Annotated in this window: 21 protein-coding genes; 10 read left to right on the top strand and 11 right to left on the bottom strand. The window is 66.8% G+C overall.

The window, feature by feature from the left end:
- A partial coding sequence (ftsY, locus tag IMZ29_RS18290; protein ID WP_253207252.1) for a signal recognition particle-docking protein FtsY occupies positions 1-1,004 on the top strand: 1,004 nt, incomplete at its 5' end.
- Between the two features lie 41 nt (positions 1,005-1,045).
- Here the strand turns inward: ftsY and IMZ29_RS18285 are convergent.
- The 6 genes from IMZ29_RS18285 to IMZ29_RS18260 form a co-directional block, all read right to left on the bottom strand.
- Positions 1,046-2,260 carry a benzoate/H(+) symporter BenE family transporter gene (locus IMZ29_RS18285; RefSeq protein ID WP_216186764.1) on the bottom strand — a complete coding sequence of 405 codons (1,215 nt, stop codon included), beginning with the start codon at positions 2,258-2,260 and terminating at the stop codon, positions 1,046-1,048.
- On the bottom strand, positions 2,257-3,120 hold the full coding sequence (gene cysW, locus IMZ29_RS18280) for a sulfate ABC transporter permease subunit CysW (RefSeq protein WP_216186762.1): 864 nt from the start codon (positions 3,118-3,120) through the stop codon (positions 2,257-2,259). The genes IMZ29_RS18285 and cysW overlap by 4 nt, the downstream gene beginning before the upstream one ends.
- Positions 3,121-3,124: 4 nt before the next feature.
- Complete coding sequence (gene cysT, locus IMZ29_RS18275) at positions 3,125-4,000, bottom strand: sulfate ABC transporter permease subunit CysT (protein WP_253207251.1); 876 nt, start codon at positions 3,998-4,000, stop codon at positions 3,125-3,127.
- Positions 4,001-4,132: 132 nt separating this feature from the next.
- Positions 4,133-5,149: a thiosulfate ABC transporter substrate-binding protein CysP gene (gene cysP, locus IMZ29_RS18270; protein ID WP_216186759.1), complete on the bottom strand. Its 1,017-nt coding sequence runs from the start codon at positions 5,147-5,149 to the stop codon at positions 4,133-4,135.
- A gap of 44 nt (positions 5,150-5,193) precedes the next feature.
- Positions 5,194-5,793, bottom strand: coding sequence for an RBBP9/YdeN family alpha/beta hydrolase (locus tag IMZ29_RS18265; protein ID WP_216186757.1), 600 nt, complete (start codon positions 5,791-5,793; stop codon positions 5,194-5,196).
- Positions 5,794-5,886: 93 nt separating this feature from the next.
- Positions 5,887-6,765 carry a Bug family tripartite tricarboxylate transporter substrate binding protein gene (locus IMZ29_RS18260; protein WP_216186756.1) on the bottom strand — a complete coding sequence of 293 codons (879 nt, stop codon included), beginning with the start codon at positions 6,763-6,765 and terminating at the stop codon, positions 5,887-5,889.
- 207 nt (positions 6,766-6,972) lie between these two features.
- On the opposite strand from IMZ29_RS18260, the gene IMZ29_RS18255 reads away from it, so the two are divergent.
- The 6 genes from IMZ29_RS18255 to IMZ29_RS22925 all read left to right on the top strand — a co-directional run bounded on the left by IMZ29_RS18255 (position 6,973) and on the right by IMZ29_RS22925 (position 11,565).
- Positions 6,973-7,740 (top strand): IclR family transcriptional regulator domain-containing protein, encoded by a 768-nt coding sequence (locus tag IMZ29_RS18255; protein WP_253207250.1) that lies wholly within the window; start codon positions 6,973-6,975, stop codon positions 7,738-7,740.
- A 123-nt stretch (positions 7,741-7,863) separates the two neighbouring features.
- Complete coding sequence (locus IMZ29_RS18250) at positions 7,864-9,108, top strand: aromatic ring-hydroxylating dioxygenase subunit alpha (protein ID WP_253207248.1); 1,245 nt, start codon at positions 7,864-7,866, stop codon at positions 9,106-9,108.
- An 18-nt stretch (positions 9,109-9,126) separates the two neighbouring features.
- Positions 9,127-9,591, top strand: coding sequence for an aromatic-ring-hydroxylating dioxygenase subunit beta (locus IMZ29_RS18245; RefSeq protein ID WP_216186752.1), 465 nt, complete (start codon positions 9,127-9,129; stop codon positions 9,589-9,591).
- A gap of 8 nt (positions 9,592-9,599) precedes the next feature.
- Entirely contained in the window at positions 9,600-10,565 is a 966-nt protein-coding gene (locus IMZ29_RS18240) for a PdxA family dehydrogenase (protein ID WP_216186750.1), read from the top strand.
- Complete coding sequence (locus tag IMZ29_RS22930; protein WP_253207247.1) at positions 10,562-11,041, top strand: 2Fe-2S iron-sulfur cluster-binding protein; 480 nt, start codon at positions 10,562-10,564, stop codon at positions 11,039-11,041. Before IMZ29_RS18240 ends, IMZ29_RS22930 begins: the two co-directional genes overlap by 4 nt.
- Positions 11,008-11,565 carry a ferredoxin reductase domain-containing protein gene (locus tag IMZ29_RS22925; protein WP_253207246.1) on the top strand — a complete coding sequence of 186 codons (558 nt, stop codon included), beginning with the start codon at positions 11,008-11,010 and terminating at the stop codon, positions 11,563-11,565. Before IMZ29_RS22930 ends, IMZ29_RS22925 begins: the two co-directional genes overlap by 34 nt.
- Positions 11,566-11,645: 80 nt before the next feature.
- Here the strand turns inward: IMZ29_RS22925 and IMZ29_RS18230 are convergent, their stop codons facing one another.
- The gene (locus tag IMZ29_RS18230) at positions 11,646-13,247 is read right to left on the bottom strand and encodes an argininosuccinate lyase (protein WP_216186747.1); all 1,602 of its coding nucleotides are present in this window, start codon (positions 13,245-13,247) and stop codon (positions 11,646-11,648) included.
- A gap of 291 nt (positions 13,248-13,538) precedes the next feature.
- Between IMZ29_RS18230 and IMZ29_RS18225 the strand changes: the two genes are divergently transcribed.
- The 3 genes from IMZ29_RS18225 (at position 13,539) to IMZ29_RS18215 (ending at position 17,324) form a co-directional block, all read left to right on the top strand.
- Positions 13,539-14,636, top strand: a complete 1,098-nt coding sequence (locus IMZ29_RS18225; protein WP_216186745.1) for a TRAP transporter substrate-binding protein — start codon at positions 13,539-13,541, stop codon at positions 14,634-14,636.
- 358 nt (positions 14,637-14,994) lie between these two features.
- Entirely contained in the window at positions 14,995-15,648 is a 654-nt protein-coding gene (locus IMZ29_RS18220; protein ID WP_216186743.1) for a TRAP transporter small permease subunit, read from the top strand.
- Positions 15,648-17,324 carry a TRAP transporter large permease gene (locus tag IMZ29_RS18215; protein WP_216186741.1) on the top strand — a complete coding sequence of 559 codons (1,677 nt, stop codon included), beginning with the start codon at positions 15,648-15,650 and terminating at the stop codon, positions 17,322-17,324. Before IMZ29_RS18220 ends, IMZ29_RS18215 begins: the two co-directional genes overlap by 1 nt.
- 99 nt (positions 17,325-17,423) lie before the next feature.
- Here the strand turns inward: IMZ29_RS18215 and IMZ29_RS18210 are convergent, their stop codons facing one another.
- From IMZ29_RS18210 to IMZ29_RS18195, 4 genes are all read right to left on the bottom strand, one after another.
- Positions 17,424-18,476 carry an NADP(H)-dependent aldo-keto reductase gene (locus tag IMZ29_RS18210; RefSeq protein ID WP_216186739.1) on the bottom strand — a complete coding sequence of 351 codons (1,053 nt, stop codon included), beginning with the start codon at positions 18,474-18,476 and terminating at the stop codon, positions 17,424-17,426.
- 9 nt (positions 18,477-18,485) lie between these two features.
- Positions 18,486-19,022, bottom strand: a complete 537-nt coding sequence (locus IMZ29_RS18205) for a copper chaperone PCu(A)C (RefSeq protein ID WP_216186737.1) — start codon at positions 19,020-19,022, stop codon at positions 18,486-18,488.
- 151 nt (positions 19,023-19,173) lie between these two features.
- Positions 19,174-23,721, bottom strand: a complete 4,548-nt coding sequence (locus IMZ29_RS18200) for an EAL domain-containing protein (RefSeq protein ID WP_216186734.1) — start codon at positions 23,719-23,721, stop codon at positions 19,174-19,176.
- Between the two features lie 145 nt (positions 23,722-23,866).
- On the bottom strand, positions 23,867-25,036 hold the full coding sequence (locus tag IMZ29_RS18195) for an MFS transporter (RefSeq protein ID WP_371820342.1): 1,170 nt from the start codon (positions 25,034-25,036) through the stop codon (positions 23,867-23,869).
- Between the last annotated feature and the right edge of the window lie 47 nt (positions 25,037-25,083).

Genomic DNA, 25,083 nt, shown 5'->3' with positions numbered 1-25,083 from the left:
AGCCCGCCCAACGGCCGGGCGCCGCACCGCGCCGCGCGGCGTACACGCCGGCGGCCACGGCAGCCGCCGTGTCAGATGCGCCTGCCAAGACGTCCTGGCTGGGTCGGCTGCGTGCCGGTCTTGCGCGCACGGGCCAGAGCTTCACCGGCCTCTTCGTCAACGTCAAAGTCGACGAAGACCTCTTCGAAGAGCTCGAGACCGCGCTCATCATGTCCGATGCGGGCGTCGAGGCCACAGATCGCCTGCTGACCGCGCTGCGAGCGCGTGTGCGCAAGGAACGCATCGAAGATGGCGCGCGCGTGAAGGAGGTGATGCGCGAGCTGCTGGCCGAGCAACTGAAACCGCTGGAACGGCCTTTCGATCTCACCCGCGCGCAGCCGCTGGTGGTGATGATCGCGGGCGTGAACGGCGCCGGCAAGACGACCTCCATCGGCAAGCTCGCCCGCGCCTTCCAGGCGCAGGGCAGCAGCGTGCTGCTGGCCGCGGGCGACACCTTCCGTGCCGCCGCGCGCGAGCAGCTCATCCAGTGGGGCGAAGCCAACAACGTGGCGGTGATCGCCCAGCGTGAGGGCGGCGATCCGGCGGCCGTGGCGTTCGACGCTGTGCAGGCCGGCCGCGCCCGGGACGTGGGCGTGGTCATGGTGGACACGGCCGGACGGCTGCCGACGCAACTGCACCTGATGGCCGAGTTGCAGAAGGTCCGGCGCGTCATCGGCAAGGCCGACGCGGCCGCGCCGCACGAAACCCTGCTCGTCGTCGATGGCAACACGGGTCAGAATGCGCTCGCGCAGATCAAGGCATTCGACGAGGCGCTGGGCTTGACGGGCCTGGTCGTCACCAAGCTCGACGGCACGGCCAAGGGCGGGATTCTGGCGGCAGTCGCCGCAGGCTCGCAGGGCGTGCGCCCGGTGCCGGTCTACTGGATCGGCGTGGGCGAAGGGGTCGAGGACTTGCAACCCTTCGTGGCGGATGAGTTCGCCGCCGCGATGCTGGGCGGCAGCTGAGCACAGTGCCCGGCGTTACGTGACGTCGGGCACGGCGGGCCTTAGCTGCGCACGCTGTGCTGCAGGGCGTGTACGGCGAGGCCCGCTACCAGCCCCCAGAATGCCGCGCCGATGCCAAGCGGGCTGATGCCGCTGGCCGTCACGAGGAAGGTGAAGAGCGCCGCGGGCCGGTGGGGTTCGTCCTTCAGGCCATTGACCAGCGAGCTGCCCAGCGCACCCAGCAGGGCGAGCCCGGCGACGGCCTGGATCAGCACCGGCGGCGATGCCGTCACCGCACTGGCCGCCACTGCGGCGAGCAGCGCCAGCGCCACGTAGCCCACACCCGCCATCACGGCGGCGAGATAGCGACGGTCCGGGCGCGGATGGGCATCGGGGCTGGCGATGAGCGCTGCCGTGATCGCGGCCAGGCTGATCGTGGGCACACCGAAAGGCGCGGTGAGCATGGATGCACCGCCCGTCGTGCGAAAGAGCGGTCCCGCAGGCGGGTGGTAACCATACACCGACAACACGGCAATGCCCGGAATGTTCTGCGATGCCATCGTGACCAGGAACAGGGGCAGGGCAAGGCCCACGACACCATCCCACGTGAACACCGGCGTGACCCAGGTGAGCGAGGGCAGCGCGAGCGTCATGGCGTGGCCGGCAGGGTCCAGCGCGAGCAGCGCGAACGCGGCCACCACCGTGGCAGGAACGGCGAAGAGACGCGCGAAGCGGAACGCCACCACGTACACCCCGAGCAGCACGAGCGCGGGCCAGCCGACACTGTCGATGGCCCCGAAGGGCGCGAGACACAGCTTGAGCAGCACGCCGGCGAGCATGGCATTGGCGATAGGTGCCGGAATGCGGGTGATGAGCGTACCCAACGGCCGCCACAGCCCCGAGATCACGATGAGCAGACCTGCCACCAGGAAGGCACCGACCGCGACGGCGAAGCCGCCGGGCAGGGTGCCAGTGCTCACGAGCAGGGCGGCGGCCGGCGTGGACCACGCGATCCCCACGGGGGTGCGATAGCGCAACGCCACGGCGATGGCCACGGCGCCCACGGACAGGCACAGCATGAAAAGACCGGACGTGATCTGGGCCGTGTCGGCACCGGCGGCACCCAGCCCCTGGATGACCACGGCAAAGGTGCTGCCAAATCCCACCAGCGAGGCGAGCAGGCCGGCGAGCACGGCGCGCAGATCGTCGCTGCGGTGACCGGGCGGCCTGACGCCGGCGGTGGGCGGCGTAGCCTGCGGACTCACGCCCGTGGTCATGTCGTCGCTGGCGCGCCTGCCGGGCGCTCGGCCGAGGGCATGGCAGTGCCTTTGTGGGCCTGGCGCCACTCCATCACGGTCTTGAGCAGGAGCGTGAGCATGGCCATGCAGGCGAGCAGGGCGGCGGCGGTGAAGGCGGCCACGGTCTTGTAGTCGTCGTTGAGCTGCTCCACGAGCAGCGGCAGCGTCACCGTCTGCCCGCGGATCGCCCCTGACACCACCAGCACGGCGCCGAATTCGCCCACCGCGCGCGCGTTGGTGATGACCGTGCCGTAGAGCAGCGCCCAGCGGATGTTGGGCAGGGTGACCTTGCGAAAGATCTGCCAGCCGCTCGCGCCCAGCGTGAGCGCCGCGTGTTCCTCTTCGCGTCCCTGGGTCTGCATGAGCGGGATCAGCACGCGGGCCACGTAGGGCGAGGTCACGAACACGGTGACCATGACGATGCCAGGCCAGGCGAACATGAGTTGCACGTTGTGGCCCGAGAGCCAGCCGCCGAGGGTGCTCTCCAGACCGTAGGTGGTCAGATAGCACAGGCCCGCGACCACGGGCGAGGTGGCATAGGGAATGTCGATGAGCGTGAGCAGCAGCTTGCGCCCGCGGAATTCATAGCGCGTCACGCACCAGGCCAGGCAGACGCCGAAGACCAGGTTGATGGGCACCGTGAGACCCGTGGCGAGCAAGGTGAGCATGATGGCGTGGCGCATGTCTCCATCGGCCAGGTTCTGCACCAGCATGTCCCACCCGCCCGAGAGCGCACGGCTGAAGATCAGCACGAGCGGCAGCACGAGGAGGAACGTGGCGATGGTCAGGCCCAGGATGATGAGGGACCATTGCTGCCAGGATTGGGGTTTCTTCTTCATGGTGTCAGCCCCGGCCTTGCCAGACAGAGAAGCGGCTCTGCACGATCTGCAGGCCGAAGAGCAACAGCAGCGAGACGGCCAGCACCACCGAGGCGATGGCGGCAGCGGCGGGATAGTCGTATTCGGCCAGGCGCACGAAGATCATGAGGGAAGTGACTTCGGTCTCGAAGGGCTTGTTGCCCGCAATCATGATCACCGCGCCGAATTCGCCCAGGCTGCGGATGAACGATTGCGAGGCGCCCGCCACCAGCGCGGGCACGAGCGTCGGGAAGATCACGCGGGCAAAGACCTGCGTGCGCGTGGCACCCAGCGTGTTGGCTGCTTCTTCATACTCGGGGCCCAGGTCCTCGAGCACGGGTTGTACTGCCCGCACGACAAAGGGCAGGCTCGTGAACGTCATCGCAATCACGATGCCGGGGAATGCGTAGGCGACCTGGATGCCGAAAGGGGCGAGCCATTGGCCCACCCAGCCGCCTGGCGCGAGCAGCACGGAAAGCGTGAGGCCCGCGACGGCCGTGGGCAGGGCGAAGGGCAGATCGACCATGGCATCGAGCAGGCGACGACCGGGAAAGTCGTAGCGCGTGAGAATCCAGGCAAAGAGCAGGCCGATCAGCGTCGCGGCGACGGTCGCATAGACGGCGCCCATGATCGTCGTGCCATAGCTTGCCAGCACGCGCGGCTCGCTGATGGCGCGCCAGTACTGGGCCCAGCTCATGTCGCTGGTGTAGAGAAACAGAGCCGACAGCGGCAGCAGGATCACCAGGCTGAGAAACAGCACGCTGATGCCAAAGGTGGGCGCAAAGCCCGGCAGCGTGGGCCGCTGCGTGAAGAAAGAGAAGGCCAAGCCGTACATCCCGGTGAGCGAATTGCGCCGGCCCATGGCAAAGCGCGGCCCGAAGGGCCGCGCAAAAGGGCGCTTGTCCGGCGTTCGAGGCGCCGCTGGCGGCGGCACGCAGAACTATAGACGATCCGGTGTGCGCCCCATCAAGGCGCGCACCGGACCAGTCCTCGTTTACCGGCGGCCTGCCGCCAGCAGCTCGTCCAGGATGCCACCCGAACCGAAATGCGCCTGTTGGACCTTTTCCCACGGGCCGATGCCGTCTTCGACCTTCAGGAGCTCGACCTTCGGGAAGCGCTCGGCATTGGCCTTGATGACGGCTTCGTCATGCACGCGGTAGTAGAAGCTCGCCAGCAGTTCCTGGGCTTCGGGCGTGTACAGATAATCCAGGTAGCCCTTGGCCAGCGCCTCGGTGCCCTTCTCCTTGGCCACGCGATCCACCACGGCCACCGGGAACTCAGCCAGGATGCTGACGGGCGGGATCACCGGCTGCAGCTTGAGCGCCTTGAATTCGTCGCCCGCGGCAATGTTCTGCACTTCGGATTCGAAGGTCAGCAGCACGTCGCCCTGATTGTTCTGGGCAAAGGCCACCGTAGCGCCACGGCCGCCCGTGGGAAAGTTCTCCACATTGGAGAGCAGCTTGCCGACGAACTGCTTGACCTTGGCCTCGTCGCCGTTGAAGGCCTGGTTGGCGTACAGCCAGGCCGCGAGGTAGGTGTAGCGCGCATTGCCCGAGGTCTTCGGGTTCGGGAAGACCAGGCGCACATCGTCGCGGACCAGGTCGTCCCAGTTCTTGATGTTCTTCGGATTGCCATCACGCACCAGGAAGCCAATGGTGCTGTAGTAGGGCGAGGCGTTGTTCGGGAAGGCTTGCTGCCAGTCCTTGGCCACGAAGTTGCGTTGGGCCAGGAAGTCGACGTCGGTGACCTGATTGAAGGTGACGACATCAGCCTTCAGACCCTGCAGAATGGCCTGCGCTTGGCGCGAGGAGCCGCCATGGGACTGCGTCACGCTGACGTCTTCGTTGTGGTTCTTCTTCCAGTATTCCTGGAACTTCGGATTGACGGCACCGAAGAGCTCGCGGGCGATGTCGTAGGACGAATTCAGCAACTCCTTGCTCTGGGCGAACGCGCCCGGGGCGGTGAGGAGCGTCGCGGTGGCGACGGCCGAGACAAGCAGTTTCTTCAACATGGAATGCAATCCTGGTGAGGCAGTTCGGATAGAAATAAGAGGGTTCAATCGTGTATGGGCGTGGGCATGGCAGCGATGCGGTCGGCGGGCGCCATCGGGATGCGCCATCGACATCGTCGTCGCAGCGACGCCAGCAAGCGCTGGCCCTGCGGCCAATCATCGAGCCCGGAATCGGCGTTGATGTGGCCGGCGTGCTCCAGCACGACGAGGTCACCGCCCCAGTCGGCTGCGAACGCCTGTGCCCGGGCCAGCGCGCAATACGGGTCATTCGTGCTGGCGACGACGATGGTGGGAAAGCCCAGTCCCACGCGTGGTACGGGGGCAAAGCTCGAAAGATGTTGGGGTGCGCCGTCACGCTCGACATCGGCCGGAGCCACCAACAGCGCGGCGGCGACTTTCTGGCGAACCGGAAAGGGCAGATGCGCCACCGTGATGCAACCCAGGCTGTGGGCGATCAACAGAGGGGGACGTGACGAGGCGTCGATGGCTTGGGCGAGCCGCAACGTCCAGTCAGCCCGCTCCGGCGCGCGCCAGTCCGTCTGCTCGACCCGCTGGGCGCGCGGCAGCGTCGCTTCCCACCGGCTTTGCCAGTGTTCAGGACCCGACCCGTTCCAGCCGGGCACGATGAGAGGTTGAAGGCGCATGAGGGGATGATGCCCTCCGCGCCTTCTAACGAGAACGACCGATAATTGTTTAGCTTATATTAAAAAGTAATAAAAGTAGCGATGCGGGTGTCTTCAGTTGAGGGTCACGTCCGACGTCTCGATGACGCCCTTCCAGCGCTGGCGCTCGCGTTGCATGAACGCCTCGGCCTCGTCGCGCGATTCCCCGACGGGCAGCACGCCCTGCTCCTTGAATTTGGCCACGATCTCGGGCGCCCGCAGTGCCTCGATCACCGCGGCATGCACCTGTGCTGCCACGGCCGGCGGGGTGTCGGGGGGGGCCACCAGACCGAACCAGGTCGAGGATTCGAAACCCGGCAAGCCGGATTCGGCGAGCGTCGGCACCTCGGGCAGCAAGGGACTGCGCTGCGCGCTCGTGACCGCCAGAATGCGCGTCATGCCGCTTGCGTGCTGCGCTGCCATCGATCCGATGTTGTCGAAGAAGACGTCGACCTGACCGCCCATGAGATCAGCCATCGCCGGCGCCGTGCCGCGGTAGGGCACGAACACGAAAGGGGTTCCGGCCGCGCGCGCGAACATGGCCCCCGTCAGGTGGGATGTGGTTCCGTTGCCCTGGGTGGCCACGGTGATCTGGCCAGGATGGGCCTTCGCATAGGCTATGAACGCCGTGATGTCGCGCGCCGGGAAGTCCTTGCGCACGGCAAGAACGTTCGGTGCGGATGCCAGGGTGGTGATGGGGGTGAAACGTGCGGGATCGTAGGGCAGATCCCGATACAGGTTCTGATTGATGACCAACGGGGCCGGTGGCGTCGCGAGCAGGGTGTAGCCGTCCGGGGTGGCCTTGGCAGCAGCGTCGGCCCCGATGTTGCCGCCCGCGCCGGCACGATTCTCGACCACGACGGGTTGACCCCAGATTCGGCCCAGGTGCTGGCCCAGCAAGCGTGGCAGCACGTCGGCCGTGCCACCTGCCGGGTACGGGACGATGATCCGCACCGGCCTGTCAGGAAAGGAAGGGGGGGATGCCGCGATGGCTGGGCTACAGGTCAGCATCAGCGCGGCGGCGGCCCCGGCGAGGCAATGTCTCATCGTACGCTCCGTTATAGTTATCGAACAGGTGATCGCATAGCGAACACTAGTTCGTGTTTTATGCCGGGGTCAACGCCATGGTTAGAATGTTCGCAATTCGAACGGATGGCCGCGATGGACGAGCGCAGCAAGGAAGACAAGGAATACGTGGCCGGTCTGGAAAAGGGGCTTGCCATCGTGGAAGCGTTCGGGATGCGGGGCGGTGCCCTCACCCTGAGCGAAGCCGCCGAGATCACGGGGCACACCCGGGCATCGGCTCGGCGCTCCCTGCTCACGCTGCAGCGGCTGGGTTACGTGGAGAGCGATGGCAAGTACTTCCGCCTAGCACCACGCACCCTGCGCCTGGGGCATGCCTATGTCGCTTCTAATCCGTTGGGCCGTCTGGTGCAACCGGTGCTCGAGGCCACGACGGAGCGAACGCACGAGTCCAGTTCCGTCGCCGTACTGGACGGCATGGAGGCCGTGTTCGTGGCACGGGCCACCGCGCGCCGCAGCTTGTCCAATGGCCTTGGCATGGGCTCGCGTCTGCCGGCCCAGAGCGCCGCGACGGGTCGGATCCTGCTCGCGGAACTGCCTGACGACGTTCTGGAGCGTCGATTGCGCCAGGTGCCGCTGCGCCGCCTCACGCCGCATACCTTGGTGGATGTGGACGCCCTCATGGCCGCGGTACAGGCGGCGCGACTCCAAGGTTATGCGGTGTGCAACGAGGAGCTCGAGCTCGGCGTGCGCTCGATCGCCGTGCCGCTGCGCGACCATGCGGGACGCACGGTCGCCGCCATGAGTCTCGTGGTGGGCACCCAGCGGGTGAGCCTCGAGGACATGGTGCACTCGTTGCTGCCCCACCTCGAAAGCGCCCGCCGCATGCTGGGTTCAGTGCTGTGACCGTATGCCCATCAGCACCGAAGTTCGTTAAGCGAACAAAAGTTCGTTTTTCGTTGACGCGCGTTTGAGCCCTCCCTAAGGTGGCGACACACGCCTGGATCTTCCGGGTGCCTGGAGTCCGCCATGCTCGAATCATCCGCTGTCCGCCCCCTGGTGTTCATGCCACCCGAACTCACCCGGGTGCCCTTCGCCGTCTATGCCCATGCCGAGCAGCATGCGGCCGAACAGACGCGAATCTTTCAAGGGCCCACCTGGAACTATCTGTGCCTGGACGCCGAGGTGGCCGAGCCGGGGGACTACCGCACGACGTTTGCCGGCGAGACCCCCGTGGTCGTCGTGCGCGATGACGATGGCGAGATCTACGGCTTCGAGAACCGCTGTGCTCACCGGGGCGCGCTGATTGCCCTGGAACGCGCGGGGCGCGCGGACAGCTTCCAGTGCGTGTATCACGCCTGGAGCTACAACCGGCAGGGCGAGCTCACCGGCGTTGCCTTCGAGCACGGCGTCAAGGGCCAGGGTGGGATGCCGGCGAGCTTCTGCAAGGAGGCGCATGGCCCCCGGCCGTTGCGCATCGCTGTCTTCTGTGGGCTCGTCTTCGGCAGCTTTAGCGACGACGTGTTGCCGATCGAGGAATACCTGGGAGAGGAGATCAGCCAGCGCATCCGGCGCGTGCTGCGCGAGCCGGTGCAGGTGATCGGCCGGTTCACGCAGGCACTGCCCAACAACTGGAAGCTCTACGTGGAGAATGTGAAGGACAGCTATCACGCGAGCCTGCTGCACCTCTTTTTCACGACCTTCGAGCTCAACCGTCTGTCCCAGCGCGGCGGCGTCATCGTCGACCCGAGCGGCGCCCACCACGTGAGCTACTCGATGATCGAGCCGGAGCGTGCCAAGGACGATTCGTACAAAGCCCAGAAGCTGCGCTCGGACACGGACGACTACCGGCTCAAGGACCCGAGTCTGCTCGCCGGCTTCACCGAGTACGACGATGGCGTGACGCTGCAGATCCTGTCGGTGTTCCCGGGCTTCGTGCTTCAGCAGATTCAGAATTGTCTGGCCGTACGGCAGGTGCTGCCCAAGGGCGTGGCGCGCACGGAACTGAACTGGACGTATCTCGGCTACGTCTCCGACACGCCCGAACAGCGCCAGGTGCGGCTCAAGCAGTCCAATCTCATCGGTCCGGCCGGCTTCATCTCCATGGAGGATGGCGCCGTGGGCGGCTTCGTGCAGCGCGGTATCGCCGGCGCCCACGACGCGCAGGCCATCGTCGAGATGGGCGGGGAGGACGCGGCCTCCAGCGAAGGGCGCGCGACGGAGGCTTCCGTGCGCGGCTTCTGGAAGGCGTACCGCTACTACATGGCCCCCTGACCTGGACGAGCTTCGATCATGACCACTTTGCTGGACATTTGTGCATTCAATGCCGCCTATGCCGAGACCATCGACAGCGATGCGCTCGAGGCCTGGCCCGAGTACTTCACCGAACACTGCCACTACCGCATCACGCACTGGGAGAATCAGCGCGACGGCCTGCCGGCCGGGATCGTCTATGCCGACTCCCGCGCGATGCTCGAGGACCGCGTCTGCGCGCTGCGCGAAGCGAACATCTACGAGCGCCAACGCTACCGGCACATCCTGGGCATGCCGCACGTGCTGAACGCGTCTGCCGAGGCACCGCAGGCGCGCACGCCGTTCCTCGTGGCGCGCATCATGGCCACGGGGCAGACCGACGTCTTCGCGACGGGCGCCTACGAAGACCGCTTCGTGCGCGAGGACGGCCGGCTGCGCCTGGCCGAGCGCGTCGTCGTCTGTGACAGCACGATCACCGACACGTTGCTGGCTCTGCCACTGTAGGCGCGGCGATGTCAACGAACGTGCGACGGCTGGCGATCGCCTGCGGCGACCCGAACGGCATCGGACCGGAGATTGCGCTCAAGGCGCTCGCCGCGAGGCAGGAGGCGTCCGGCCTCGCGCTGACGCTGGTGGGGCCGGAAAATGTATGGACAACCACCGCGGCGCGCCTGGGTCTGACGCACGTGCTGACGCGCGCGCGTGTGCAGGCCACGGGCGACCTGCCCGCATCCGCCATGCGCCCTGGCGTCGTCTGCGCCGAGGCGGGTGCTGCCGCGGTGGCAGCCGCCACCGTGGCGCTGCAGGCCTGTCGGGCGGGCGAGGTCGACGCCGTGGTGGCGGGTCCGCACCACGAGATGGCGATCCACCGGGCGGGTATCGCGTTCAACGGCTATCCCTCGCTGGTGGCACGGGTATGCAACGTGCCCGAGGACGCGGTGTTCCTGATGCTGGTGGGCGCAGGGCTGCGCATCGTCCATGCGACGCTGCACGAGAGCGTGCGCCACGCCTTGGGCCGGCTCGACAGTGCGTTGGTACAGGCGGCCGCCCGGGCCGGCGTCCGGGCCTGCGCCGCGATGGGCGTGCGCGAGCCGCGCGTCGGCATCTTCGGCATCAATCCGCATGCCTCCGAATCGGGTCTCTTCGGTCCTGACGATGCGCGTGTCACCCTGCCCGCCGCCGCAGCGCTGCGCGAGGAAGGCATGGCCGTCGATCCGCCCGCCGGGGCCGACGTACTCCTCTCCCAGCGACAGCAGGACCTGTACGTCGCCATGTTCCATGACCAGGGCCACATTCCCGTGAAGCTGCTGGCGCCCCAGGCTGCCAGCGCGCTCTCCATCGGCGCCGACGCCCTGCTGAGCAGCGTGGGTCATGGTTGCGCCATGGATATCGCAGGGCAGGGCGTGGCCCGCGCCGACGGCATCCTGAGAACGATCGATCTTCTTGGCGGGCTCTGCAACCTGCCTTCGACACCATGAACACCATCCTTCGCATCGCCGACACCGACGTCGCCTTCGAGGCTGCGCCCGGCCAGGACGTCCTCAGTGCGGCCCTGCAGGCAGGTATCGACCTGCCGTACTCCTGCCGCAAGGGCGTGTGCGGCAACTGTGCCGGAAGCATCGCCGCCGGGCAGGTCCATCCGTTGCCCGGGACGACGCTTGAGCATCCGGCCTGCGCGCCGGGCGAGGTCCTGTTTTGCCGGGCCGCGCCGAGCGGCGAGGTCACGCTCGCGCCACGGCACTGGCAGCGCGTGGACGCGAGCGCGAGGCGGCGCCTCACGGCCAAGGTGTTTCGCAACACGCGTGCTGCCCCCGATGTGTCCATCCTCCAGCTGCGTCTGCCGGCGGGCAAGCGGGCGAAGTTTCGCGCGGGGCAGTACCTGCAGATCGTGTTGCCCGATGGGTCGAGCGCTCCTACTCCATGGCCAATCCGCCGCAGGAGAGCGATGGCGTGACGCTGCACATCCGTCACGTGGCGGGGGGACGTTTCACGGCGATGGTGCCGGATCTCGTGCCAGGAGACCCCGTCGAGATCGTCCTGCCCTTTGGCAGTGTGGGTCTGGCCGCTGACGACATCCGCCCGCTGGTCTGTGTGGCCGGTGGCACGGGCTTCGCCCCGATCAAATCCATACTGGACGACCTGGCACGCCGGGGCGACCCGCGCACCGTGACCCTGCTGTGGGGGGCACGTACCGACGCCGGGCTGTACCTGCTGCCCGCGGTGCAGCCCTGGCAGACGCGACTGACTGCCTTCCGGTTCGTGCCGGCCGTGAGCGAGGAGACGAGTGCGTTACCCGACGCCTTTGCGGGACGATTGCCAGACGCGCTGGCCGCTGCCGTGCCGGACCTGCGCGGGCACGTGCTCTACTGTTGCGGGGCGCCTGGACTTGTGCAGGCCACGCGCGCGACAGCGCTTGCCCATGGCCTGGCCGCGGAGGATTTCCACGCCGACGCCTTCGTGCCCGGCGGCGCAGCCTGACGAACAGAGGGCCCCTCGCGGCTCACTGCCGCGATGCCCGAGAGGGTGCGGCAGTCAGGGCGCGAACGCTCGATGCGTCCTCAACCCGCCAGCTTGTCCACGAGCTTCTGGAACGCCGCATCGAGCGTGCGCTGCGATTCCGCCATCCGGTCGCGCCGTTCACGCAACCACGTGCGGTCGCGCGCCAACGTTTCCTTGGCCTGGGTGAGCATGCGCTGCACCTCGGTGGGCTGCGGCCCGCCCGTGCCCACCCGCGTCCTGACCATGTCTTCGGCCGACAGCGTGGCCTGGAACGCGGCCTCGTCCAGCGGCAGGGTGGTGTTGCTCCAGCGGTACTTGGTGGCTGCCTCACCATAGAGGCGTTGTGCCTCGGCATACGGGAAATCGCGCGGGGCGAGGCCGTGTTCACGAGCGTAGGTCACGACGAGCGAGGCAAAGCCGTGACCCACTCGGAAGGGCACGTCATGCTGACGTTGCAGGGTATCGGCAAGCTCCATGGAGGTCGTCCACTCGCTGTCCAGTTCCTCGCGGGCACGCTTGGGATCCACCACCAGCGCGGCCAGCACCTTGTCCAGGCCTTCCCACATGGACTGCGCTGCGGGGTAGACCCCGAGCGAGTCCCATGCCGCCTTGTAGTCGGTCATGCCGGTGGTGACGTTGTGGGCCCGGATCGTGGTGGCTTGGGCCAGGCCGACCACGTCGGAGGCCGACTCGCGCACCCGCATGATGAGGCCGGGATTGCGCTTTTGCGGCATGGCGCTGCTCGCGTAGGTCGCACCTTCCTCGAGCAGGATCCAGGGGCGGATCTGGTGATACTGGGTGTGCAGATCGCCCATCAGTGCGCCGATGCGGATGGCGGCCGAGGACGCGATGCCGGTGGCCTCCAGAGGCACGTCGAACGTGATGACCTGGCCGGCATCCATCGAGTTCTCCACCACGCCGTCAAAGCCGAGCAGCGTGGCGAGCCGCTCGCGGTTCAGCGGCCACGCGGAATTGGCCAGCACGGCCGTGCCCATGGCGCTTAGGTTCAGGCGCGCATAGAGATCACGCACACGCTGCGCGTCGCGCGCGAACGAAGCTTCGTACGCCAGCAGGTAATGCGCATAGCTCACCGGCATGGCCTGCACGCCATTGGTGTAGGCCGGCACGAGCGTGTCGACGTTCTTCTCGGCAAGCGCGAGCACGCGTTCGCGCGAGGCGTTCATCGCCTCGGTGTAGTCGAGCACGGCAGCGCGCAGCCGCGCATTGCGATAGGTGGCATACATGTCCTGCCGGCTGCGCCCGGCATGGATGAGCGAGGCCTCGGGGCCGATCTCGTCGGTCATGATGCGCTCGACCTGCATGACGTCTGATGGCCGCTTGCCCCCGGGGGCGTCGCCCTGGCGCATGGCGAAGGCGACGCCGCCGGCGATCTTGCGGCCCATCTCCGGGGTGACGATGCCTTCCTCGACCAGCATGACGATCGACGCCTGGTTGATCCGGTTCATCCAGGCGAACTGGTCGTCCTCGCCTGTCCGGGTGCGCGCAGGCTCACCTGTCGCACCGACCTGCCGCGCCTGGGCGGCACATTCTTCCGTGGTCTTGCAGGGCTTGTCGGCCGTACTGGCGGCGTGGGCCGTGAGCGGAGCGGCAAGCAGGCAGGCGAATGCCAGACGCTGCCAGGCGGGCAGGGTGAGGGTCATGTTGTCTCCGGTGCCTGATGCAGGGCGCAAGTCGCTGATCAGGATCATGGTTGGAATGCTCTCGAAGCTTACAGGTTGCGGCTGGCACCGCGGTGTCGGGTTGCAACGCTCAGAGCCAGGGTTTACCCGGGTCTGCGTGGCGAAGACCCCACGGGTTTGCTCCATACGCAACACGCGTTTTGCAAGCTTTGTGGCATGATGAAACAGCGTCGGCGAGACTCCACAAGAGTCGACAACGGCGTTCCCATGCCAAGAAGAATCACCGACAGACAGGGTTTCGAGGAGTCATTGATGCAACGCCGTTCCTTCATGAAGCACGCCGCACTGGGTGGCGCTGCTGCGGGGGCCACGCTGGCCGCACCCGTATTCGCTCAGGACATGCCCACGATCACGTGGCGCCTGGCGTCGAGCTTTCCCCGCAGTGCAGACGCCATCTTCAGCGGTGGCGAGATGGTCGCCAAATACCTGAACGAAGCCACGGGCGGCAAGTTCAACATCCGTGCCTTCCCGGCAGGCGAGATCGTCCCTGCCCTGCAGGTGCTCGATGCCGTGCAGAACGGCACGGTCGAATGCGGCCACTCCGCGTCCTACTACTACTACGGCAAGGATCCCACGTTCAGCTTCGACGCCGCCGTGCCCTTCGGGCTCAACACACGGCAGATGAATGCGTGGATGACGCACGGCAACGGCATGTCGTTGATGCGTGAATTCTTCAAGACCTACAACATCGTGAATTTCCCGTGCGGCTACACCGGCACCCAGATGGGGGGCTGGTTCCGCAACGAGATCAAGAGCGTCGAAGACCTGAAGGGGCTGAAGTTCCGCGTGAGCGCCTTCGCAGGCGCGGTGCTGTCGCGCCTGGGCGTGGTGCCCCAGCAGATCGCCGGGGGTGACATCTACCCCGCGCTGGAGAAGGGCACCATCGATGCCGCCGAATGGATCGGCCCGTATGACGACGAGAAGCTCGGCTTCAACAAGGTGGCGCGCTTCTACTACGCGCCGGGCTGGTGGGAAGGCACGCTGCAGGTGTCGCTTTACGTGAACGACAAGTCGTTCGAATCGCTGCCCAAGCACTACCAGGCGGCGCTGTCGAATGCGTCGGCAGCGGCCACCAACGACATGATCGGCAAGTACGACGCCGAGAACCCGAACGCCCTGCGCCGGCTGATCGCCAACGGCGCGCAGTTGCGCTCCTTCCCCCGTGAGGTCATGGAAGCCTGCTTTGCAGCCTCCAACGATCTCTACAAGGAATTGTCTGCGAGCAATCCGCGGTTCAAGAAGGTGCACGACGACTACATGGCCTTTCGGGATAGCCAGGTGCCGTGGTTCCGGGTGGCGGAGAACAACTTCGACCAGTTCATGTCCGCGGCTCTGGGTCGTCGCAGCTGAAGGCTGCGAGCTTGGTCTGCCTGCCGGCTGAAGGCTGTCGCTCGACAGCGGCGGGCCGGGCCGGCGGGGCGAATCCGTTCGCCCCGCCGGCCCGTGCCGCGTGTGAGTCCTCGGGCCGTCTGGCTTGATGGGTCGCCCGTGAGCCCCGGTGTGTGACGATATAATTCCGGCCTCGTCTGCCCCAGGCGCGGCCGATGTCCAGTCTTTGCGTGCATTTCTGCCACATGCGGGCATACCCTAGGCGCGCCTGCTCGACGAAATCAGTAACCTATTGTGCTATCCCTGGCCCTCGTGCTCGCCGGGCTGTGGTCGCGATCCGACCGCCGCTTCGCATGATGGCCCCATCCCAGGAGTCTCGATGCGTATCCTGCTCGCTTTATCGCGCCTGATCGACGCCATCAACCAGCGTGTCGGCCAGGTGGTCATGTGGATCACGCTCATCGTCGTCTTCATCAGTGCCGGCAACGCCGTCGTTCGCAAGGTGTTCCACACCAGTTCGAACGCATGGCTGGAAGTCCAGTGGTACATGTTCGGCGCCATGTTCCTGCTTACCGCGGGCTATACCCTGCTGCGCAACGAGCACGTCCGTGTGGACATCCTCGCCTCGCGTTTCACGCAGCGCCGCCAGATCTACCTCGAGCTCTTCGGGACCCTGTTCTTCCTGCTGCCTATGGCCGTGGTGATCCTGTGGCTGTCCTGGCCGATGTTCATGGATTCGTACGTCACCAACGAGCAGTCGTCCAATTCGGGCGGCCTCGTGCGCTGGCCGGTCAAGCTCCTGATTCCGGCCGGCTTCCTGTTGCTGGTGCTGGCGGGCGTCTCCCACCTCATCAAGTGCGTCGCGTTCCTCATGGGCAAAGGCCCGGATCCGCGCGACAAGCCGGAAGAGAAATCTGCCGAAGAGCGTCTGGCCGAAGAGATCGCCCAGGAAGCCATAGCCCGTGAGGCAGCCCTTCGTGCCGCCGGTGGCCCCGCCCCCGTTCAAGACTCCACCCGCCAAGGCACTCGCTGATGGAATTCCTCGCCGCAAATCTCGCCCCGGTGATGTTCGGGGTGCTCATCTGTTTCCTGTTGCTGGGCTTCCCGGTAGCGTTCGCCCTCGCGGCCAACGGCATTCTCTTCGGCTTGGTCGGGATCGAGCTCGGCCTGCTCACGCCAGCGCTCTTTCAGGCCTTGCCGCAACGCGTGTTCGGCATCATCACTAACGACACGCTGCTCGCGGTGCCCTTCTTCACCCTGATGGGGCTGATACTCGAGCGATCCGGCATGGCCGAGGATTTGCTCGAGACGATCGGCCAACTCTTCGGTCCACTGCGTGGCGGCCTGGCGATCGCCGTCGTGCTGGTGGGCGCGATGCTCGCGGCCACGACCGGCGTGGTCAGCGCCTCGGTCATCTCAATGGGTCTGATCTCGCTGCCCATCATGTTGCGCTACGGCTATGACCGAAAGCTCGCGACTGGGGTGATCGCGGCCTCCGGCACGTTGTCCCAAATCATTCCGCCCTCGCTCGTGCTGATCATCCTGGCCGACCAGCTCGGCCGCTCGATCGGCGACATGTACCGCGGCGCCATCATTCCGGGCTTCCTGCTGGCGGGCTCTTACATCGCCTACGTCATCATCCTGTCCTACCTGAAGCCGAACACCGCGCCGGCCATGCCGCCCGAGGCGCGCGCCTTTCGCGAGCCCAACGGCGCGAGCGGCAATCGTTCGTTGGTCGTGCTGATGCTGTTCGCGGCGGTGGTGGCCTGGGGCGTGGACCTCGCGGTCATGAGTCCGGATGCGGCCGTCGACGAGAAGATCGTGTTCGGCCTGCTCGCCTGGGGCTTGACGGCATTCTTCGTCGCCATCATCAACCGCATCTTCAAGCTGGGCTTGCTCTCGCAGATCGCCGAGCGGGTCACCTTCGTGATGATCCCGCCGCTGTTCCTGATTTTTCTCGTGCTGGGGACCATCTTCGTGGGCGTCGCGACGCCCACGGAAGGCGGGGCCATGGGTGCCGTGGGCGCGCTGCTGATGGCGATGGTGCGTCGGCGCATGACGCTGCGGCTCTTGATCCAGGCTATGGACACGACCACCAAGCTCACCTGCTTCGTGGTGTTCATCCTGGTCGGCTCGACGGTGTTCGGTCTTACCTTCCGCGCGGTGGATGGCGATCTGTGGGTTGAACACCTGCTGATCGACCTGCCCGGCGGCGAATGGGGCTTTCTCATCGTCGTCAGCATCATGACCTTCCTGCTGGCGTTCTTCCTGGATTTCTTCGAGCTCGCCTTCATCATCGTGCCGTTGCTGGGCCCGGTGGCGGACAAGATGGGCATCGATCTGATCTGGTTCGGCGTGCTGCTGGCGGTCAACATGCAGACCTCCTTCATGCACCCGCCCTTCGGCTTCGCGCTCTTCTACCTGCGCTCGGTGGCGCCCAAGGCGGATTACACCGATCGTGTTACGGGCAAGCGCGTGGCCAAGGTCACGACCGGTCAGATCTACTGGGGTTCGGTGCCGTTCATCTGCATCCAGCTGTGCATGGTCGCGCTCGTCATGCTGTTCCCTCGCATGGTCACGCACTACAAGGACGACATGTCGACGGTGGACCCGGACACCGTGCAGATCGACATCGGCACGACCTACGGCAACGACTACGGTTATGGCGGCAACAATGGTGGCGGCGATCTGATGAACAGCTTCCGCTGATCTCCTGCTAGCCCCAATGACATCGGCCGGCTCCCGCAAGGGGCCGGCCGATGTCGTTTCCGGTGCCAGCGCTGGCCTGACGGCCCGCGCTGTCCGAGCTCAGGGCGCCGGGTTGGGGTGTGCGTCGTGGATCTTCTCGATGGCCTCGAGCACCTCGGCCGACAGCACCACGTCCACGCTGCCGATGTTCTCGCGCAGCTGATCCAGGTTCGTCGCGCCAATCAGGTTGCTGCTGGTGAAGGGACGGCTGTTCACGAAGGCGAGCGCCATCTGCGCAGGCGACAGTCCATGCGCGCGCGCGAGGCTCACGTAGGCCGTCGTGGCCTCGATGGCCGCGGGCTTCGTGTAGCGCGCAAAACGCGCGAACTCGGTGATGCGGGCCCCGGGCGGGCGAGCGCCGCCCTCGTACTTGCCGGAGAGCCAGCCGAAGGCCAGTGGCGAATAGGCCAGGAGGCCCACGCCATCCCGGTGGCTGAACTCCGAGAGGCCCGTCTCGAACGTGCGGTTGAGCAGGCTGTACGGGTTCTGCACCGTGACCACCTTGGGCAGACCCAGCGTCTCGGCCGCACGCAGAAAGCGCGACAGGCCCCAGGGCGTCTCGTTGGAGATGCCGATGTGACGGACCTTGCCCTCGCGCACGAAGTCGCTCAGCACCTGCAGGGTCTCCTCGATCGGCACGGTCACGCCCGCATCGTCGATCCAGGGATAGGACAGGCGGCCGAAGGTGGCGGTGTTGCGGTCGGGCCAGTGCAGCTGGTAGAGGTCCACATGATCCGTCTGCAGGCGGCGCAGGCTGTCATGCAGGGCCTGAGTGAGGTTGGCCCGGTCGAACTGATTGCCCTCGCCCCGGATGTGCTTCGGATTGTGCGGCTGGCGCGCCGGGCCGGCCATCTTCGTGGCCAGCACGATGCGATCACGCGACTTGCGGCTCGCGAGCCAGGTGCCGATGTAGGCTTCGGTGCGACCCTGTGTTTCGGGCTTGGGCGGCACCGGGTACATCTCGGCCGTATCCACAAGCGTCACGCCCAGGTCCAGCGCCAGGTCGAGTTGCGCGTGCGCATCGGCCTCGGTGTTCTGCTCGCCCCAGGTCATGGTGCCCAGGCCGATCACGCTGACGTCGATGTCGCTCGTGCCGAGCTTGCGATATTGCATGGGAGATCCTCAGGATTTGGGGCCGAGCGCCGAGGGCGGCTGGATGTCGCAACGGGCAGCCACGGTGCCGGCCTCGCCGAACTGCAACGTGAGGATGCGCGTCTCGCCCACGGTCAGCTTGGCGCGGGGCTTCTCGAGCATCGCGTGGTAGCCAGACGGGGCGAATTCCTGCTCGCCATCCACGGGGATCTCTACCTTGTCCACGTGCAGCATGCGCGCCGTGCCGTCGCGCGTTTCCGTGCGATGCAGCATGGTGCTGCCGAAGTCCTCGCTGGCGATGCCGGTCAGGGCCACCGGGGCCTGGCTGCCGTTGTGGATGGTGAAGTAGCCGGCCGACGGGAGATTCTCGGGCATGGCGCGAATCCAGCAACCCTTCACGTGCACGCCGGTGGCAGGCTTGTCGGTCACCGTAGTAGGCGCGCCGTGATGGGCGTGAGCCCCCGCGGCGGCGTCACCACCCGTGGTCTCGTGACCGGGAGCATGGTGGGCTTGGGCGAGTGGAAGGCCGGCGGCCAGGGCCAGGCCGGCAAGAAAGCGAATCGTCATGGGCAGGCTCAACGAAAGCGTCGGCGCCATCCAGCCCGTCGCCGCAGCGCATCGGGATGGGGGCCGATCGAGGGAAAGACCCGGTCGATTCTAAACCACGGTCTGCCCCGCACCTGCACGGGCGCCACGCAGTGCGCCCCGCGCAAACGTCTCAGTTCAGGCTGCCCATGCGTTCCAGGAAGCGCACGAGCGCTTCCAGCGGCATGGGGCGAGCGAGCAGGAAGCCCTGGAATTCATCGCAGCGGTTGCGGCTCAGGAATTCCATCTGCTCGGCCGTCTCCACGCCCTCGGCCACCACGCGCAAACCCAGGTTGTGCGCCATCGAGATGATGGCCTTGGCGATGGCCGCATCGTTGGTGTCGTCGTTGACGTCGCGCACGAACGAGCGGTCGATCTTCACGCTGTCGATAGGCAGGCTCTTCAGGTAGGACAGGCTGGAGAAGCCGGTGCCGAAGTCGTCGATCGACACGCCCACGCCCAGGCTCTTCAGTTGGTGCAGGGTGGCGATGGCCTGCTCGGCGGTGCCGAGCAGGACGCCTTCGGTGATCTCCAGCTCGAGGCATTCGGCGGGCAGCCCCGTGCGCGCCAGCGTGGCCTGCAGGTCGCGCACGAAGTGCCGACGGTGGAACTGCATCGGCGAGATGTTCACCGCCACGCGAAAGTCCGACAGGTTCTGGTCGCGCAACCACTGGTTGTGGGCGCAAGCCGTCTCCAGGGCCCAGGCCCCGAGCGCGATGATCTGCCCGGTCTCCTCGGCCACGGAGATGAATTCCCCGGGCGGCACTTCACCGCGAACCGGGTGGTGCCAGCGGGCAAGCGCTTCGATGCCCACCACCTGACCGCTGATGCGGTCGAACTTGGGCTGGTAGTGCAGCCGCAGCCCACTCGTCTCCAGCGCCGTCTGCAGGTCGTTACGCATGCGCACGCGCTCGCGCACCTTCAGGCTCATGTCCTCGGTGTGCCACTGGAAGTTGTTGCGGCCTTCGTCCTTGGCCTTGTACATGGCCAGGTCGGCCTGCTGCACGAGCGACATCGGATCCTCCACCGGGCGCTCGGTGAAGGTGATCCCGGCGCTGGTCGTGATGTGCTGCCAGCCCTCCTGGAGCTCGAAGGGCTGCGAGATGGACGTGATCACCCGCTGCGTGATGCGCTCGGCATGCTCGGCCGTGAGATCGAAGAGCACCATCACGAATTCATCACCGCTCAGGCGAGCCACCATGTCGTGCGGGCGCACGTGATCGCGCATGCGCTTGGCCACCTCGATCAGGATCATGTCGCCCACGGCATGACCCATGGAGTCGTTGATGGGCTTGAAGCCGTCCAGGTCGAAGAACACCAGGGCCAGGCCCACCCCGATCTGGGTGGGGCTCCTCACGCCTTCGGCAAGGCGTTGCTCGAGCAGGCGCCGGTTCGGCAGGCCGGTGAGCATGTCGTGATTGGCCGTGTGGGCAAGCCGGGCCTCGGCTTCCTTGGCATCGGAGACGTCGCGCTGGATACCGATGTAGTGCGTCACGCGCCCATGGCTGTCGCGCACGGGCGCCACGTACAGGTCGGACCAGAAGATCGAGCCGTCCTTGCGGTAGTTGCGCATCACGACGTGTACCTCGCGGTGCGCGCGCAGCTTCTGGCGGATGTCGAGCACGGCCTCCTGCTCGGTGAGCGGGCCATAGAGGAATTCGATGCCGCGTCCCAGGCTTTCGCTGGCGGGGTAGCCCGTGATGCGTTCGAAGGCCGCGTTGACATAGGTGAGGGGGCCTGCCGGATCGCGTGCGTCGATGATCATCACCGCGTTGTGGCTGGCTTGCAGGGCCCGCTTGAGCAGACGCAGTTCCTTCTCCGAGGCCTTGCGCAGGCGCACGTCACGCAAGGACAGCAGATGCATGGTGCGGCCATCCCAATCCGTCTTGGCGCTGAGCACCTCGACTTCGAGCGGGGTGCCATCGGCGCTCTGCAACGTCCATTCGAAGAGACCACCGCTCGTGCCTCGTCGCTCGACCATGCTGGCCAGCGTCGCTGCCGGGCCGGCGAGCGAGGCGCCAAGCAGTTCGCGAGCCGCGGGATTGGCATAGGTGGCTTCGCCTTCCGGACTCACGACGAGCAATGCGTCCCGGTTGTCGTCGAGCAATTGCCGGAACGAGCGCTCCTTGCGTGCAAGGTCGCGGCTCACTCGCACTTCTTCGGTGATCTCGCGCGATGCCAGGTAGATCGCGCGATCGCTGCCGATGGCGGCGCGAAAGCGCAACCAGATGACGTGGCCGTCCCGGTGCCGGCCACGGATGTCCAGGTCATAGATGGGCGTGCCGTTGCGCAGCCGGCGGCCAGCTGCCTGCACGGTGGCCTGGTCGTCTTCGTGGATCAGTTCGGAGAAGGGGCGTCCCACCAGGTCGGCAGAGGGGTAGCCGGTGACACGGGTGAAGGCCGGGTTGACCTGGAGCAGACGGCCATCGGCGTCCAGCGTGCTGAACATCTCGGGCGACAGCAGGAAGAACTGATTGCGCTCCTGCAGCGCGCGCTCGATCGAGCGGCGCTCTGTCATGTCCTTCACGATGGCGAAGACGCCCACGAACGCGTTGTCCACGGCGATGGGCACGGTCGTGACGTCGACTTCGATCTGCTCGCCCGCCCGGTTCGGCCCCCGCACGGCGAAGTGCTGTGGATCGCCCTCGCTCGTGCGCGCAAAGAGCGCCTGCACGTCGGGCATGTCCTGCGCGGGTACGTAATCGCCAAAGTGCCGGCCGACCAGCGCTGTCTCGGGGGTTTCCAGCAGACGTTGCCCTGCCGGGTTCGCCGTGGTGAAGCGTCCTTGCAAATCCAGCGAGAAGGCGGCATCCGGATTGAAGGTGAAGAGCGAGCGATACCGTTGTTCGCTCGCCCGCAGCTGCGTGCGATTGCGCACGCGCTCGAAGGCCAGTGCGGCGAACTGGGCGACACTCGCCAACAGCTGACGTTGTTCCAGGCCGAAGGCGTCCTGGCCGCGCACGTACAGCGTCACCGCGCCGAACGGCTTGCCATCGCGCGCCGTGATCGCTTCCTTGCCCCAGGCCCGCCAGCCTGCGTCCAGCCCGGGCAGCACGTCGGCCCCGACCCCGGCGTGCGCCGCCTCGCTGCTGTGCTCGGGGGCCGGCAGACGGCGCAGCGCAGCCGTCGATTGAACATCCAGCGATGGCGCGCTCACCAGGTCCAGCCATGCGCCGTCAGGTGACAGGGCATGCACGGCGCACACCGCTTGCGGCTCGCGTTGCTCGGCCATGGCGCAGATCGCGCGCAGGACGGTGCCGAGATCGTCGCTCTGCGCGATGAGCGTCATGGTGTCGCGCTGGACGGCCACGTGTTCGGCGTCGCGCCGCGCGAGCATGCCCAGGCGCAGGCTCACCAACAGCACCACCACGAAGGCGAGCCCCGTGAGAAAGGCCGCATCGGCCAGCAGCCCTCGCGGTAAACCGCGGTAGGGTTCGCGGTAGGTGGCGATCTCCCACACCACGTTGCGGTGCACGAAGACATCGGTGCTGCCGATGTGGTGGGCCGGCTCGGGACGCTCGGCGCGCGTGCCGGCGTAGAGGGTGGTGCCGTCGCGTTGCACATGGATGGCAAAGCCATCGGGCATGTCGCCCAGGTTGTTGCGCAGCAACGTGGTGGCATCCAGCACGGCGAGCAGCTTCCACTGCTGCAGCGCCGGCGCGTTCAGAGGCGCGGCGATCAGGCTGTGGGCCTTGTCGTCCGGACGGCCGATGGGACTCAGTCGCGGACTCTGCGGTGGCAGCTTGTCGAGCCAGCGCTGCACCTCCTCGCCGTCGAGCACGCCAGCCAGCCAGGCGGAGGACACTGAGCCCTTCTCGCGCAGGGCATGGATCTGGCCTTCGGGACTCAGGATGGCGACGACTTCGATGCTGGGGAAGTCGCGCAGATAGCTGCCGGCTTCGGCTGCCCATAGCGCGTCGTCAGGCAACGCACCGGCGGCGTTCCAGCGATCGGCCATGCGGCGCAGCAAGGACACGTGATGGTCCATCGTGTTCACCAGCCGCGAGCCGATTTCCTGGAGCAGGGCGTCGCTCTTCTCGGTGGTGAGTCGATGCTCTTGAAGCCAAAGGCCCAACCAGCCGGCGCAGCACACCGTTGCGCCAAGTGTCGCGGCAGCGAGCAATCGGCGCGGGAGAATGTCGCGGCGGCCCGCAGGTGCGGCCGCCAGGGACAGGATGGCTGCCCCGGCAAGGAGCAGGGCGAGGTCGATCGTGCCCGAGGGCAGCGCGTGACTCAGTCGCCATTCGCCGAGCGCCACGTGCCAGAGTCCGCACAGCGACACCGCACCTGTCAGCACGATGGCCAGTCCCAGAAGGGCTGTGAGCCGGCGCGCTACGCGATGTTGTACGCCAATGACGGCAGCCAGGCCGGCCATGCCGAATGGCAGGGCCGTCAGGGCACCCGCTGGCGGTGGCCAGCCACGCCCTAACCCCTGCTGCGCCGCCACGGCCAGGAGAATGGCGCCCATGGCGCTCTGGACCGCTCGATTACCGCGAATGCCGGCAAGCAGCGTGATACCTACGCCTACCAGCAATGCGGCATCGCCTGCCGACATCGCCAACGGCGAGCGTCCGGGGCCGCTCGGCAGCAGATGCGTGACCAGTAGCGTCGAACCCAGGATCAAGAGGGCGAGGCCGACGACGTGGACGAACGACTGGAGCGCCACGTGGCGGGTATTCATGAGTGACCGGAAGTCTTCCTGTTGCACCACGCTGAAGATCGCGAAGGCGGACCCTCACAGCGCATCACATATCCGACCAATTGTATCGATTGTGCGCAGTGCATGGGGCGTCATTCGGGGCGACGCTTTCCTTGCACGCAAACCATCATCGAATGGGGCGGACTTGCGCCAGGCGAATGGCGATCACTACGCCTGCTGCGCTGGCCAACGCAGCCAGCACGCCCGTCCACTGCCAGCCGCCGGCCTGCGCGGCAATCCAGGCCACCAGCGGCGGCCCGATCAGCTGGCCGAGGGCTGACAGTTGCTGCGTCCACCCGACGGTCGTGGCGATCGTGTCCGTGCTGGGGGCGAGGCGCACCGCCAGCGTGAACAAGGTGCCGGGTACCAGTCCGCCCACGGCAGAGAACACCAGAATCGCCAGATACCGGGCTTCGGGCCCCAGGGGAGTCGCCGGGACGAAGGCGAGCACGGCCCCCAGGCCCATGGCGCCGAAGCCCATCCAGAGCAGGTGATGTGCGGCCATGCCGCGCGCCAGACAGCGGCCGGCAGCGATGTTGCCGATCATGTTGACGGCCGCGGCAAGGGCGGTGAGCGGGGCGATCCACGTCGCCGACACCCGGGCGGCAGCGTAGATCTCGGGAAGAAAGCCCACGACCGCGAGCCATTGGCTGGAATAGCAGGCAAAGCTCAGGGCGACGAGCCATGGCCCGCGGTGCTGCAAGGTGTCGCGCAGGCGCTGCTGCCAAGGGCGGCCTGATGTGCGGCTGGGCAGGCTCGTATCGGCAGGAATCAGCCGCCAGGCAAAGAATGCCGTCACCAGCGCCAATGCGGCGAGCCACCACCACCATCCGCGCCAGCCTGTGCTCGCCAGCACGGCAGGGCCCGTCAGCAGCGCGAGCGCTGTCCCCACCGGCATGTACGCGCCCCAGAGGCCCAGCACGGCACTGAGCCGATCGGGTGCAACGAGTTGGCGAAGCAGCGCGGGCGCCGGCATGGCGACCAGCAGGAACCCGGCGCCCTCGAGCGCACGCAGCGCCAGCAGGGCCAGGGCGCCGTCGGCAAAGCCGCCCGCGAAGCCCGCGAGTGCCAGAAGCAACAGACCGGCGATGAGGCTGCGTCGCAACCCGACACTGCCGGTGGCCAGTCCGATTGCGAGCCCCACCGTGGCGCCGGCGATCTGCATGAGTGAGATCAGAAAGCCGGCCTCGACCAGCGACAGGCCCAGCGCCGTGCGCAGGGCTGGCACGGCGGGCGGGATCTTGCCGGCATGCAATGCGGCGACGACGCCGGCCACCAGAACCAGGATGCAAGGCACGCGGGACGAGAAAGAGCCGGCTGGCGAGGACATCGCAACAAGGAAAG

Source organism: Verticiella alkaliphila (assembly GCF_018904615.1).
In the GTDB taxonomy this organism is placed as follows: domain Bacteria; phylum Pseudomonadota; class Gammaproteobacteria; order Burkholderiales; family Burkholderiaceae_B; genus Verticiella; species Verticiella alkaliphila.
The sequence above is the reverse complement of the archived record's forward strand: the minus strand, read 5'-3'. Positions and strand labels throughout refer to the sequence as shown.

Bases quoted from the DNA above. Each gene is read 5' to 3' on its own strand.
- IMZ29_RS18285 (WP_216186764.1), bottom strand. From the start codon at position 2,260: ATGACCACGGGCGTGAGTCCGCAGGCTACGCCGCCCACCGCCGGCGTC.
- cysW (WP_216186762.1), bottom strand. From the start codon at position 3,120: ATGAAGAAGAAACCCCAATCCTGGCAGCAATGGTCCCTCATCATCCTG.
- cysT (WP_253207251.1), bottom strand. From the start codon at position 4,000: ATGGGCCGGCGCAATTCGCTCACCGGGATGTACGGCTTGGCCTTCTCT.
- cysP (WP_216186759.1), bottom strand. From the start codon at position 5,149: ATGTTGAAGAAACTGCTTGTCTCGGCCGTCGCCACCGCGACGCTCCTC.
- IMZ29_RS18265 (WP_216186757.1), bottom strand. From the start codon at position 5,793: ATGCGCCTTCAACCTCTCATCGTGCCCGGCTGGAACGGGTCGGGTCCT.
- IMZ29_RS18255 (WP_253207250.1), top strand. From the start codon at position 6,973: ATGGACGAGCGCAGCAAGGAAGACAAGGAATACGTGGCCGGTCTGGAA.
- IMZ29_RS18250 (WP_253207248.1), top strand. From the start codon at position 7,864: ATGCTCGAATCATCCGCTGTCCGCCCCCTGGTGTTCATGCCACCCGAA.
- IMZ29_RS18245 (WP_216186752.1), top strand. From the start codon at position 9,127: ATGACCACTTTGCTGGACATTTGTGCATTCAATGCCGCCTATGCCGAG.
- IMZ29_RS18240 (WP_216186750.1), top strand. From the start codon at position 9,600: ATGTCAACGAACGTGCGACGGCTGGCGATCGCCTGCGGCGACCCGAAC.
- IMZ29_RS22930 (WP_253207247.1), top strand. From the start codon at position 10,562: ATGAACACCATCCTTCGCATCGCCGACACCGACGTCGCCTTCGAGGCT.
- IMZ29_RS22925 (WP_253207246.1), top strand. From the start codon at position 11,008: ATGGCCAATCCGCCGCAGGAGAGCGATGGCGTGACGCTGCACATCCGT.
- IMZ29_RS18230 (WP_216186747.1), bottom strand. From the start codon at position 13,247: ATGACCCTCACCCTGCCCGCCTGGCAGCGTCTGGCATTCGCCTGCCTG.
- IMZ29_RS18225 (WP_216186745.1), top strand. From the start codon at position 13,539: ATGCAACGCCGTTCCTTCATGAAGCACGCCGCACTGGGTGGCGCTGCT.
- IMZ29_RS18220 (WP_216186743.1), top strand. From the start codon at position 14,995: ATGCGTATCCTGCTCGCTTTATCGCGCCTGATCGACGCCATCAACCAG.
- IMZ29_RS18215 (WP_216186741.1), top strand. From the start codon at position 15,648: ATGGAATTCCTCGCCGCAAATCTCGCCCCGGTGATGTTCGGGGTGCTC.
- IMZ29_RS18210 (WP_216186739.1), bottom strand. From the start codon at position 18,476: ATGCAATATCGCAAGCTCGGCACGAGCGACATCGACGTCAGCGTGATC.
- IMZ29_RS18205 (WP_216186737.1), bottom strand. From the start codon at position 19,022: ATGACGATTCGCTTTCTTGCCGGCCTGGCCCTGGCCGCCGGCCTTCCA.
- IMZ29_RS18200 (WP_216186734.1), bottom strand. From the start codon at position 23,721: ATGAATACCCGCCACGTGGCGCTCCAGTCGTTCGTCCACGTCGTCGGC.